Raw genomic sequence first — 12,631 nt, forward strand, 5'->3', positions numbered from 1 at the left:
CCTCCGACCCCCACAACCCCATTGTGGTGCGCTACCAGGCTGCGCTACGCTCCGACACAAGAAGGGTTGAAAAGTATTCTGTTCGTCCCTTCAGGCGGGAGGTATATTACCTTAACGGACTCTATTTGCAAGCCCTCACGCATTTCTTTTGCTGATTTCCCTGTCAAAAACCGGCAAATGCCAAATAGGCTTTTTTTCTTGCTTCAGAGCATTTACTGTCTATCCATTTGTATAGCATAAAGTGGTTTTAACTTTTTCTGCTTTGGAGAGAATCAATGCGTCCGATGCGAAACTGGTTGCTTGGAAGCGCCATCCTTTTTATGACAGCCCTGGCCAGTGGTGCAGCCCTGGCCAGTGGTGCAGCAACAGAGACACCCGACATCACCAGGAACGCCAGGAAGATGGCAGCGCTCCAGGTGGTTCTGGAAACCAGCAAGGGAGATATTGTTTTGATGTTGGCGCCCGAAGAGGCTCCCGTTACCGTCAACAACTTTCTCGACTATGTTGAAAGTGGCTTTTACAACGGACTGGTATTCCACCGGGTGATTAATGATTTCATGATCCAGGGGGGAGGCTTTACGCCGGACATGAACCAGCGGGCAACCCGCGCTCCTATCAAAAACGAGTCGCTGCTGCATCAGCGACTGGAAAACAGTCGCGGCTCCATTGCCATGGCCAGAACCCAGATCGCTGACAGTGCGACCTCCCAGTTTTTCATCAATCTGAAAGACAATGAATTCCTCAATGGCATGCCCTACAAGGCAGGTTATGCCGTGTTTGGTCATGTCGTCAAAGGAATGGATGTGGTAGACAGTATTGCCAGAGTGAAGACGGGTTATCGTGGCCCACACGGTGATGTACCCGTAGACCCGGTCATTATCAATAAAGCGTATGTTGTGAAAGAGGGTGGGAACTCAGCTGAAATCGAGCCTGAGGCTTCCTGATATCCATGCGTAAACAGACCATTTCTACCCCTTGTGAACTGGCCCGATCGTTAAAATCAGCTGCCAGGAAGTCTGGCCACCGGCATCTGCTGGTATGTGCAGGCGATGCGGACTGGTGTAAGACTCAAGTGGTTGAAATGGTACTGGCCCTGGCAGGGGAATCTGTTCTTCTGATTGGAGAAGGTTTCTCTAATTTTGTACCCTCTGGTATAGAGGTTATCGCTGCAAAAAAATGTCTATCCCGGTTAGGCAAAGAGCATCGGAACATTATCTTTAATGCCCATGCAGGCTTTGATGTCGATGCGTTTGGTGCCATCAGTGGTACGTTATGTGCCGGTGGTCTTATGGTGCTGTTAACACCCGCATTGGATCAATGGCAATATTTCCATGATCCTGAACATCGTCGTATGCTGGTTTATCCTCAACAAATTGAGGATGTTTCCGGAAGATATCTGCAGCGCCTGTCTCAAATTATTAAAACCTCCGATCAGTTATCTCTACTGACTCAGAGCGGAGTATTACGGATTCAGGCGGTTAAAGATAATCTTGGTAAAAAAACACATGGAGAAACGGAGGAGGCGGTCACTGCGCCCTGTAAAACCCGATCACAAATGCTGGCGGTCCGGGGAATACATAAGGTGTTTCGTGGACACCGTCGTCGCCCGCTGGTGCTGACGGCTGATCGGGGCAGAGGTAAAAGTGCATCCCTCGGCATCGCGGCAGCACAGCTGTTGCTGGCAGGTGTTGAGCATATAACCATCACTGCTCCCTCGAGAAGTGCAGCAGATATAGTCTTTCAGCATGCCGGTAACGTGTTGGGTGAACGTCATGCCGCTCTTTCAGGCAGGCTTCAGTTTATCGCTCCAGATGACCTGGTCCAGACGCTGCCGGCAACACAGCTGTTGCTGGTTGATGAGGCGGCAGCCATTCCCACACCCTTGCTGGAAAAAATGCTGGCTCACTACAGTCGAATTGTTTATGCCACCACCATTCATGGTTACGAAGGAACCGGACGGGGTTTTGCCATACGCTTCAGGAAAGTTCTGGATAGCAAAACACCTCAGTGGCACGGGTTGAGAATGACAGAGCCGGTTCGCTGGCAGCCGGAAGATCCTCTGGAGAGTTTTGTATTCAGGGCACTGCTACTGAATGCCGTGCCGACGGTGATTGATAAGCCTGAAAGTATCCATTCGGAGCAATGTACTTTCCGGCAGATATCCGCTGAAGAATTATTGTTCAATGAAGACTTGTTAAGTCAGATATTTGGTTTGCTGGTACTGGCTCATTACCAGACACGGCCATTTGACCTTCGCCATCTTCTGGATGGCGGGAATATGGAGGTATACGGTCTTTTTGATCGGAAGGAACGGTTGGTTTCTGTGCTTCTGGCAGCGAGAGAAGGTGGCATTGAGCCTTTTCTGGCAGATGATATCTGGCTGGGCAGGCGCCGGGTCCGCGGTCACCTGCTGCCGCAGTCACTGAGTAACCATCTGGGCTTACCGGAAGCCATCTTTCTGGAAGGACTCCGGGTAATCAGAATCGCGGTTCACCCGGATTGTCAGAGAATGGGTCTGGGTAGAACAATGCTGGATAAACTCCAGCAGGATGCCTCCTGTAAGCCCATTGATTACCTCGGAACAGTGTTTGGCGCCACTGATGACCTTCTGAAGTTCTGGGACAATGCTTCTTATGTGCCAGTGCGGGTTGGTTTGTCGAGAGACGCTGCCAGTGGTACCCATTCAGTCATGATGCTCAAGCCATTATCGCTCCCTGCAGAACGCCTGGTTCATAAGGCCCATAAGAAATGCCTGTTCCAGCTTCAGTGGTTATTGATGGATGAACTCAAAGAGCTTGATACTGAGGTGGTTGCTGCCATCCTTGCCATGATGGGACCGATAATCCGGAGCAGTGAGTATTTTGCGTTGTCCGGCGACCATCAGCGTGAGCTGGTGTCTTTCACCGAGGGGCAGAGGCAATATGAGAATTGCATTGATGTCATCAAAAGAGTGGCCTTTCGAATACTTGGGGCTGGTGGAACAGATACTGCGCAGGCAAGGCTGCTTGTCAGTCGGGTGATTCAAAACCACTCCTGGCATCAGGTGGTTGAGGCCTGCAATTTTTCTGGAGAAAAGCAGGCCCGGCATTGTCTGAGAGAGCTGATTTCTGTTCAAAACAGGCTGCACTTGTCAGGCCATTAGCGTTATAGTGCCTGGTTCATACCCATTTGGTCTGCGCTGATCTGAACCAGCTGGGTGCTTTCCTGTGAACCTGATGGAGCAAAAATAATGGATCGGTTTACTGTGTTTGGCCGTCCTGGCTGTGGATTCTGTGTACGTGCCAGGCAGCTGCTGGAGTCGAAAGGTTTGCCTTTCAAATACGTTGATATCTACGAAGAGGGGATCAGTAAGGCTGACCTGTCCAAAACCGTCGGCAGGGAAGTTGAAACGGTTCCCCAGATTTTTCATGGTCAGCAGTACGTTGGCGGCTGTACGGATCTGGAAGCTTATCTCAAAGAAAAAGAAGCCTGAGCGTCATGCATAGCGGTAGATCCTTGAATGGGGATTGTCGTTAATCTTGACCAGACGAGCGTCACTGCGCTGCAGTCTTTCCTGTCTGGCAGACGGGTCAAAGGGGCGGATTCTGTTAAACTCCGGTAACGGCTCTCCCGGCTTCAGCTGAATGAACAGGGGTAGGGGAGAGTTAATCTGTGCCGGATACTGTTTTTTCAGTGCCGGGTCCACCTGCCTGAGCATCTGGATATCTCTGGGCCAGGTAATATTAGCCCTCAGGTGGGGAGCCAGTATGCGCTTGATCACCACCACTTCTTCGGCAGGCATCTTCTCCAGAAGGCAAATGTCGTCATTAACGGCGACAGAGGCTATGTATTTCTTCCTGAAATGGTCAATCGCTTCTTCGGCGGTCAGCCTGACCGTTCCGCTGTGACTGGCAGCCCAGCTGAAACCAACCCGACTGGGGGGCTCCGCAAAGAGCTTGAGTTGTCGGTAACATTGCACAAAGTGCAGATGCTTGACCTGAAGCCCACCCAGTACGCCATCACGCAAATCATCGGATGCCTGTTCAATGGCCTCTATACTGTCGCCAAATAGCTTGCGAAAGTCAGCTATCGCTTTTTTAAACTGATCACGACAGAGGTTCAGTTGTTCACCCAGTTGTAGGGTCTGCCCGGAAACACCGACCAATCCGGTCAAGCGGGCGGTTTCCTGTTTGTTCTGTGCTTCGATATAGGTCAGTCGAGTGGCAATGGCCGCTGCCAGGGCATGTTGGTTTGTGGCTTCGGGTTCCGTTTCCATGATCCAGACAGGTAAGCCATGGTCAGATTCAATGGATTCCCGAAATGAACGATTCAGTTCTACCAGTTGAATAAGCGCATCCCTTACGGCGATTCTTGCAGCGGTTTCTTTACTCATAATGTACTCATAAAAAAGTCACCTGACGGGTTAGGGAGAAAGGCGATCGATTTGCCAGTCACAGTCCTTATCTGCGGACAACCGGGTATATTGAAAACGATCGTGAAGGCGGTTTGGCCGACCTTGCCAGAATTCAATCTTTTCCGGCACTACGCGATAGCCACCCCAGAAATCCGGTAAAGGAATTTTACCTTCCCTGAATTTACGTTTCATCTCTTCAAGCTTCAATTCCAGAACCTTGCGCCCGGTAATTACCGAACTCTGATGTGATACCCAGGCGCCGAGCTGACTGCCATGAGGGCGGCTGGTAAAGTACCGCAGTGATTCAGATGTTGAAATTTTTTCTGCCTTGCCCTGAATGACAACCTGTCGTTCAAGGGCAACCCAGGGAAACATAATGGCAACGTGGGGATTGCCGGTAATATCTCTGGCTTTATTACTGCTGTAATTGGTGAAAAAGACAAAGCCAGACGGGTCGAAATACTTGAGGAGTACCGTTCTCAGGGATGGAATACCGGATGAAGAAACGGTAGCAAGGCTCATGGCATTGGGTTCGGCAAGCTGCGCATGCCGGGCCTGCTCAAACCAGAGCTCAAACTGGTCAAAAGGGCTTGTTCCCAGGTTTTCCCGGCTGAGTCCTGCCTGAGTGTACTCTTCTCTTAAATGGCTGATATCCATGGCGGCACTGTACTATTAAATGTCTTCTAAATGTCTTCTTATTTTAACCGCGACACTGCATTCTTGACAGTGTTCAGCGATGCGTTTTGCCTGACGCATCCTGACTATTGATAAGTACCAGGGCCATGAGCTGCGAGGACATAGTATAACGGTTGTAGTTCACATAAAGATGCGCCATGCTGACACTCATTACCTCGATTGAGTGATGTGAAAAAAGATGGATAGTTGGTGATTTGCCAGAACTCCCTGATTGTTTCCTGACTTGGTAATTTGCTGATTGGCTCTAACCCTGGTTTGTTTCTGTTAACGTCTTAGCTTCAACAGGATGCCAGCAAGCCGAACAGAACAGAATGGATCAAAAGATTATATGATGTTTCGGAAAGTAAAAGCTGATATGTTAAAAAAACTGGTGTCAATGGTTGCTGGAGTACTAACCATGGTTTCAATAACAGGTTGTTCAATGACGACGGAGAGAGAAGCCCTTGTGACCCCGGGAGACGTGATAAAAAGTCCTGCTGATGACCGTGATTACCGCCATATCACTCTGGATAATGGCCTGAAGGTGCTGCTGATCTCGGATCCGGATACCGACAAGTCTGCTGCCGCTGTCGATGTTAATGTTGGTAGTTACCAGGATCCTGATGACCGTCTTGGGCTTGCCCACTTTCTTGAACATATGTTGTTTATGGGTACGGAAAAGTACCCGGACGTAGACAGTTACTCTGAATTTATTCGTGCCAATGGTGGCAGCAGTAATGCTTATACTGCAGATGTACGCACTAACTACTATTTTGATATTAACAGCGGCCAGCTGCAGTCGGCACTGGATCGACTTGCCCAGTTTTTTATTGCGCCCAGGTTGGATCCGAACTACGTAGAGCGTGAAATAAATGCGGTAGATTCAGAATATCGGCTGCACGCCAGGGAGGATGGCTGGCGCCTGTTCATGGCGCTTAATGCAACGTCGAATCCGAATCATCCGAAGAGCCGGTTTAATATAGGCAGTCTTGATACTCTAAATGATCGTGACGGTCAGCTCTGGCAGTCGTTAAAGGATTTTCACGACCAATATTATGTTGCTTCCAACATGGGCGTTGTTGTTTATGGAAAAGAGCCACTGGACACCCTTGAGCAGTGGGTAAATACCTCTTTTTCGGCGGTGCCATCAGGTGCAAAACCTGACCTGGCCATTGGTAAACAGCCATACACACGGGATGAGCTTCAGGCCCGGATTAATATTGTGCCTTTAAAGGATACCCGGGTTCTGTCTTTAAGTTTTCCAGTACCCAGTGCACAGCCTTTTTACCATATCAAGCCACTGGGCTATCTTGCCCGAATCATTGGCTATGAGGGCAAAGGCAGTTTGCACAGTCTGTTGAAAGAACACGGTCTGATTGACTCACTGGCCGCCTACAGCAGTGACCTTCCCAACGAGTACAGTGAGTTTACTGTGCGCATGGAGCTGACGCCTGAAGGGTTGACCCAGGTGGATGAGATCACTGCAATGGTATTTGACTATCTTGACCTTATTCGCAGAGAAGGTCTCCAGCCATGGCTCTATGAAGAGAGTCAGCAAATTGCAGAACTGGCCTTTCGCTATCAGGAAGACCGTAATCCGCAGCAGACCGTCTCAGGACTGGCGGCCAGAATGCACTACCTGCCACCGGAACATCTGCTTGAAGCCAATTACCTCTATGATTCATACGACCCTGAGCTGATCTCTGGTTATCTGGCCAGAATGACTCCGGAAAATCTACGTCAGGTGGTCATTGCACAGAATCTGTCTACCGATAAGACTGAACCCTTTTTTGAGACAAAATACAGCATTCAGGCTCTGTCAGAAGATCTGGTTAAACGGTTGAAAACCCCGGTTGCAAGACAGTCACTGACTATTCCTGAGCCTAACCCTTTTATCGCAAGTAACCTTGACTTGCATGAAAGCAGTCCGGCCAGTGAGCCCTCAGTTATTCTTGAAGAACCGGGATTACGGGTATGGAGTCTGACCGATACCAGTTTCAATATGCCCCGTGGGAATGTGCGGGTGATGATTTCCACACCAGCTGCTTCAGCCACGCCTGATGAAAATGTATTGATCCAGATATATAAATCCCTGCTGACAAGAAGTCTTAATGAATATGGCTATCCGGCCAAAGAGGCGGGCCTTAATTACAGCATAACAGCCGGTCGGCGTGGACTGTTAATCAGCCTTGCCGGATATCAGGACAAACAGGCCGTTTTACTGGAGGACATTCTCAAGGCAATAGAAACCTTTAAGCCTGAGAAAAGCGCATTTGAACAGGAGCAGGCCGTACTGGTCAGGGGACTGAAAAATAAGAAGTTCCATGCGCCATACCGATTGGGTATGGATGCGCTCAGCCAGGCAACCTATCCTGCCTATCCTGAGGATGATGTTCTGTTGAACGCTGCTGAAAAGGTCACTTTTAAGCAATTGATGACATACGCTCGTGCCTTTTACCAGCAGATTCATATAGAAATGCTGGTTTATGGCAACCACAGCAAACAGGAAGCATTAACACTGTCGTCAATGGTGGAGTCGGTATTATTGAATGATGATAACCGTCGGGAGCGCTTTGACCTGCCATTCCACCTGTTGGGAGATGCAAACCGTGTTCTGACTATGGATATTGAGCATGATGACTCAATGTTGATCAGTTATTACCAGATTCCCGAAACGGATAACCGGGAAAGAGCCCGATATGCCCTGCTTGGCCGCCTGCTGGCAAATCCATTTTTTAACAGCCTGCGAACTGAGCAACAGCTGGGGTATGTGGTATTTGCCGGACCTCGTCCCTTTGAGAAACATCCTGGTGTCATTTTTGTTGTTCAATCGCCAAAGCTGGACCCTATTGGCCTGGAAGGCCGTGTAGATCAGTTTTTAAACGATCAGGAAACGGTATTGGCATCACTGACAGAACAAGAGCTGGAACAGTACCGTCAGGGATTAATCGGTGACTTGTTGAAGAAAGACGACAATATGGATGAACGTAATGGTCGTTTCTGGCAGGGAATTGCCAGTGGCGAGCTGGAGTTTGAGAATAGAGTGAAAATTGCCGATGAAATTCGCAAACTCAAGCCTCAGGATATGCAGTCTGCACTGGCAAGGCTGATGGAAAACAAGGGAAAGCTTGTTATTCGTTCGTTTGGTGCGCCTCACAAAAAGGCATACCGGAAAGAGACTGACAGAATCGAGTGCAATACCATTGATTGTCTGAAGGATCTTCCGGTTAGCGAATAGCCTGTCTTTTGGGGCAGTTTTGATTTCTCTATGGTATTTTCATTGATAATCAATACTCAGTTACATATGCTTTTCCCAACGGATATTGAGGGGTGATTTATATGGCCGCTGACGTTCTGTTTTGTGAACTGAATGCCCGGGATAATAAAAAGATTGGTCTGATTACGCTGAATACTGAAAAAACATTGAATGCATTAAATCAGTCCATGATTGACTTGCTGCTTAACCAGTTTTCTGATTGGCGTGATAATGATGATATTGTTGCCGTGTTTATGCAGGGCAGCGGTGAAAAGGCATTTTGTGCTGGTGGTGATGTCCGGGCACTGAGGCAGGCCATCGTTGATGGCAAGCCTGAGGTTCCCGGTCATTTTTTTGCAACCGAGTATCGTGTTGACTACATGATCCATACCTATCCAAAGCCTGTTATCTGCTGGGGTAATGGTATTGTGATGGGGGGCGGTATCGGTCTGATGGCTGGTGCTGATTTCAGAATAGTGACTGATACTTCAAAGCTGGCCATGCCTGAAATCAGTATTGGTCTCTATCCCGATGTTGCCGGAAGTTGGATCCTGAGCCATCTGCCAGCCAGGCTTGGCCTGTTTATGGCGCTGACCGGGTGTCGGCTTAATGCGGCTGATGCGATCTATGCCGGTTTTGCTAACCGTTTTATTGATCATGCATTTCGTGACAATGTTCTGGAGTCTCTGCAGCAAGCAGACTGGGGCGATTCTCAAGCCCACGATGTCGTTTATGGGGTGATACAGCAATATCGGGAAAAAAGTGCCGGTTGGCTGCCATATTCGAAGGTGCGCGAGCACAGGGACTTGATTGCCGGGTTGATGGATCAACCATCACTGGCCAGTGTGATGTCTGCCATTGATCGCCTTGAGACCGATGATGAGTGGTTGCTGGCCGCCAGAAAAACGGCACTTAATGGCTCCCCACTGTCGGCAGCTATCAGCTATCGACAGTTACAGAAAGCCGGGCACATGTCGCTTAAGGAGGCATTTCAGAGTGAATTGGCTCTGTCTGTGAATACGGTGCTCAAGGGCGATTTCTGCGAAGGTGTCCGGTCACTCCTGGTTGAGAAGGATAAAAATCCGCAGTGGAAATTTAAAGCCGTTGATCAGGTTGATGAACAACTATTGAATGAGTTGTTCAGTTCACCCTGGCCAGAGAATCCACTTCATGATCTCTGATTGACAGACACTGAAAAAGATCAGGCTTATTGCCTGATCTTTACTTCATGGATTGACCGGTTGAATTACTTCCAGCAGTTGTTTTGCCAGGTTTTTTTCACAGCCAAAGTCATCCCAGTCAACTGTGATTAGTGGTGTACCCATTGATCGGCAGATTTGTGGCAAAATGGCCTCATGATAGTTATGGATGTCGCAGAGGTATGTCAGAGGCGTTCCGTCTTCCGCGCTTCTTGCTCGCTCAATCAGACGACTATGGGCAATTTTCGGAGCGGTTCTGAGATAAATGACCGCGCTGATAACCGGATAATCATTCAGTCTCCGCTGGATTTCACAGTAATGCAGCATATAGCGCTCATCTGGTGTTGTCATTCCCAGAAAGTTCGCCTGGGTAAAAATCAAGTCAGAGTAGAGGGAGCGCTCAATCAAATAGTTGCGGTCAGTGGGCAACTGCTCAACAATGCTGGCCCTGCGATTGGTAATGTATTCCTGAAACTGAATGCGCTTACCCGCATCGTTTGGATGGTCTGTGAAATCCTGAAGCAAGCGTGTAAATTCCGGGTCATTCACAGGCTCCTGAATGGCTTCCCAGCCCAGCTCTTTTGCAAGTTTGGGGAGTAGAGTTGACTTTCCTGCAGCAATGTTGGCTTCTACAGCGACAAAGTGGTTGGTTTGCTTCATTAATGACCCCGGTGACTGGTGATACAACTCATGACACTTCCGTACTTGTCATGAGAAGGTCAGGCACTTTATGAGGTTAAGCGTCCATGATCAATAAGTAATAGGCGGAAAGGGCGTTAGGCTTGGCCGTTATAAGCTTTCATTGACCTTTAAAAAGGCATTATATTAAACGAGTTAACTGGGGCTGAATATTTCCTGTCAATCTTTGGCAGACTGTTCATTCACAGGTCGTTCACTTTTCAATCCAGTTTTTTGATAAAAAGGGTCAATTTTATGTATTTTTTTTATATGAGTATATAAGTTGGAAGACTGAGTAAAGGATTTCGTGCATATCAGACAATGAAATGGTCTAGCCCCTGTGTGGATAATGAAATGTTTCTTTAAATCAGATTTGTGATTGAATCTTTTCGTACATGTTTGACATTGAAACGGTTTTTTTTCTGATTGGGTCAAGTTATTGTTTAAATGACGTGTAGTATCATGTTTAGGTTTTTTACCGCGCTTGTTATGTGATGATTTAAATGTATTTTTATTTGGTTCTTGTTCATTCTTCTCAATTTCAAGATCTTCTACCGGCATTTTTACTGTAAATTGAAATCCAGATTGATTCATTGAGCTTGTAGAATCAGGTTTATCAATGGATTGAACTTCCGTACCCATATAGTGTGAAGTCAAGCTTTTGGATTCAGGCTTCAATAGTGATTCAATGGAAAAAGATTCATTGCTTGGATTATATTTTGGTATTTGATTGTTTTTAAGTGGCTCTTTTCTGTCCGTTGAGCAAGATGGTCTGGTTACATCAGTGTGGCTATCTACGGTTGCTATGGTTGCTATTGATCTTTCTTCAAACCGGCGGGCGTCAAACGGGCTACGAAGATGTATAGTCGGTTTGTGATGCTGGTTTTTGGCCGTATCATCAGTACGCAAAGCACATTGAATATTAGCTTCTTCTGCAACTTCACGGAAGAACATCTGACCTGAAATTACAGACTCAGGTAAATTGTAAGTGCTACCTGAAAAAGCATTTGGTTGTGCAGAAAAGTTAGGTTTATTCATTGGATTGTCAAGTTATTGAACTCCATACTTAAGACCACTCTTTTTTATAAAAGTTCCTCCCTGACAAAACTGACTCAGTATTTATGAAAAATAACTTTAAAAACTCCTTGTCATCATCTAAATGGTTGCAGGGACATTGCATTGCCTCAACCTCTGAATTTAGTCCTGAATTCACTTGGGTTTCCGGCTAATTGGCTGACTGGATGGTTTTCCCTTCAGCGAATGTAGCTTGCTTCCTGCAATTTTTCGATCGGCGCTTCCTTTGGTATTCCTTTTGTTGTGCTACATAATCAGGATTATTACGATATTTTTCCCTCTGGTACTCCCTCCGGCGCTCTGCAAAATCGGGATCATTCTTATAGCGCTCTCTTTGTTTCTGCCTCATGCGCTCTGCATAAGCGGGGTTTTTGCGAAGCTTCCTTAGGCGTTCTATTTCGCGTTTTACGAAAGCGGGGTCATTGCGAAGCTCTCTTTGGCGTTCTCTATTTCGCTCCCTTACACGATCCCTTATCTTCTGTGCATAAACAGGATCATTCTGGTAGCGCTCCCTTTGGCGCTTCCTTTCACGTTGGGCGTAGGCAGGATTTTTGCGAAGCTCCTTTTTGCGCTCCCTTTCGCGCTCCCTTTCACGTTGTACGTAAGCAGGGTCTTTGCGAAGCTTCTTTCTGTTCGCTCTTGCGCGCTCCCTTACGTGCTGTGCGAAATCAGGGTCATTCTGGTAGCGCGTCTTTTTGCGCTCCCTTTTGCGCTCCCTTTTGCGCTGTGCGAAATCGGGATCATTCTGGCAGCGCTTCTCTTTACGGGGCCTTAGGCGTTTCAGGAAATCGGGGTCAATCTGGTAGCGCTTCCCTTGACGAGGTCTGAGACGTTTTACGTAATCGGGGTCATTCTGATAGCGATTACTTTGACGTTGAATTGGTAATAAGCAACTTTCGTCAGACTTCTGAGTACGGTTGTTATCAACAACTGATGAGCCTTGCAGGGATGATTGACGTAAACCCAAAATTGACTGGATCGAAAAACGTTCATTATCAGGAATATAGGCAGGAGCAGGTTTATCATTCTGTGCTTCTGTCCTGACTGGTATATGAAGTGGATGATCTTTTATGGCATGGCTGACAACGATGACTACCGACCTTTTCTTAAAACGGGAATCATGAAATGGATTATGAAAAGGCACCGTTGGCTGTTGAAGGTGGTTTTCAGTTATCTCATCAGTACGCAGGGGGCATGGAATAGAGTCTGCTTCTGCAACACGACGGGAGAAGGCCTGCCCTGATGCACCATGTTCAGAAAAAGTGACATCCCGTACTGAAGAAAGTCGACCAGAATCTGCTTGTAATTGAACATAAGAAATAGGACTGTGCATTAAATTATTGAACTGTTGAATTA

General features: G+C 47.6%; 10 protein-coding genes. 5 read left to right on the forward strand and 5 right to left on the reverse strand.

Annotated elements, in window-relative coordinates; genetic code table 11:
• Positions 1-311 precede the first annotated feature (311 nt).
• From KDK13_RS04070 to KDK13_RS04080, 3 genes are all read left to right on the forward strand, one after another.
• Positions 312-944 carry a peptidylprolyl isomerase gene (locus tag KDK13_RS04070; protein ID WP_373692205.1) on the forward strand — a complete coding sequence of 211 codons (633 nt, stop codon included), beginning with the start codon at positions 312-314 and terminating at the stop codon, positions 942-944.
• A gap of 5 nt (positions 945-949) precedes the next feature.
• Positions 950-3,142, forward strand: coding sequence for a tRNA(Met) cytidine acetyltransferase TmcA (locus KDK13_RS04075; protein ID WP_257283643.1), 2,193 nt, complete (start codon positions 950-952; stop codon positions 3,140-3,142).
• Positions 3,143-3,229: 87 nt separating this feature from the next.
• Entirely contained in the window at positions 3,230-3,472 is a 243-nt protein-coding gene (locus KDK13_RS04080; protein ID WP_257283644.1) for a GrxA family glutaredoxin, read from the forward strand.
• Between the two features lie 3 nt (positions 3,473-3,475).
• Here the strand turns inward: KDK13_RS04080 and KDK13_RS04085 are convergent, their stop codons facing one another.
• A complete protein-coding gene (locus KDK13_RS04085) occupies positions 3,476-4,372 on the reverse strand; it encodes a DNA replication terminus site-binding protein (protein ID WP_257283646.1) in 897 nt (298 codons plus the stop codon).
• 30 nt (positions 4,373-4,402) lie between these two features.
• Positions 4,403-5,050 carry a pyridoxamine 5'-phosphate oxidase gene (gene pdxH / locus KDK13_RS04090; protein ID WP_257283648.1) on the reverse strand — a complete coding sequence of 216 codons (648 nt, stop codon included), beginning with the start codon at positions 5,048-5,050 and terminating at the stop codon, positions 4,403-4,405.
• A 436-nt stretch (positions 5,051-5,486) separates the two neighbouring features.
• On the opposite strand from pdxH, the gene KDK13_RS04095 reads away from it, so the two are divergent.
• Both KDK13_RS04095 and KDK13_RS04100 read left to right on the forward strand, forming a co-directional pair.
• Positions 5,487-8,306, forward strand: coding sequence for an insulinase family protein (locus KDK13_RS04095; RefSeq protein WP_257283649.1), 2,820 nt, complete (start codon positions 5,487-5,489; stop codon positions 8,304-8,306).
• 101 nt (positions 8,307-8,407) lie between these two features.
• Positions 8,408-9,505, forward strand: coding sequence for an enoyl-CoA hydratase/isomerase family protein (locus tag KDK13_RS04100; RefSeq protein WP_257283650.1), 1,098 nt, complete (start codon positions 8,408-8,410; stop codon positions 9,503-9,505).
• A gap of 45 nt (positions 9,506-9,550) precedes the next feature.
• Here the strand turns inward: KDK13_RS04100 and KDK13_RS04105 are convergent, their stop codons facing one another.
• The 3 genes from KDK13_RS04105 to KDK13_RS04115 form a co-directional block, all read right to left on the reverse strand.
• Complete coding sequence (locus KDK13_RS04105; RefSeq protein ID WP_257283651.1) at positions 9,551-10,183, reverse strand: deoxynucleoside kinase; 633 nt, start codon at positions 10,181-10,183, stop codon at positions 9,551-9,553.
• A 198-nt stretch (positions 10,184-10,381) separates the two neighbouring features.
• Positions 10,382-11,239, reverse strand: coding sequence for a C2H2-type zinc finger protein (locus tag KDK13_RS04110; RefSeq protein WP_257283652.1), 858 nt, complete (start codon positions 11,237-11,239; stop codon positions 10,382-10,384).
• A 187-nt stretch (positions 11,240-11,426) separates the two neighbouring features.
• Positions 11,427-12,631 (reverse strand): hypothetical protein (locus tag KDK13_RS04115; protein ID WP_257283653.1); only part of this gene is annotated, 1,205 nt, incomplete at its 5' end.

The organism is Endozoicomonas sp. SESOKO1, assembly GCF_024606265.1.
Classification (GTDB): domain Bacteria; phylum Pseudomonadota; class Gammaproteobacteria; order Pseudomonadales; family Endozoicomonadaceae; genus Endozoicomonas.

Coding starts and splice junctions, on each gene's coding strand:
- KDK13_RS04075 (WP_257283643.1), top strand. CDS start 950: ATGCGTAAACAGACCATTTCTACCCCTTGTGAACTGGCCCGATCGTTA.
- KDK13_RS04080 (WP_257283644.1), top strand. CDS start 3,230: ATGGATCGGTTTACTGTGTTTGGCCGTCCTGGCTGTGGATTCTGTGTA.
- KDK13_RS04085 (WP_257283646.1), bottom strand. CDS start 4,372: ATGAGTAAAGAAACCGCTGCAAGAATCGCCGTAAGGGATGCGCTTATT.
- pdxH (WP_257283648.1), bottom strand. CDS start 5,050: ATGGATATCAGCCATTTAAGAGAAGAGTACACTCAGGCAGGACTCAGC.
- KDK13_RS04095 (WP_257283649.1), top strand. CDS start 5,487: ATGGTTTCAATAACAGGTTGTTCAATGACGACGGAGAGAGAAGCCCTT.
- KDK13_RS04100 (WP_257283650.1), top strand. CDS start 8,408: ATGGCCGCTGACGTTCTGTTTTGTGAACTGAATGCCCGGGATAATAAA.
- KDK13_RS04105 (WP_257283651.1), bottom strand. CDS start 10,183: ATGAAGCAAACCAACCACTTTGTCGCTGTAGAAGCCAACATTGCTGCA.
- KDK13_RS04110 (WP_257283652.1), bottom strand. CDS start 11,239: ATGAATAAACCTAACTTTTCTGCACAACCAAATGCTTTTTCAGGTAGC.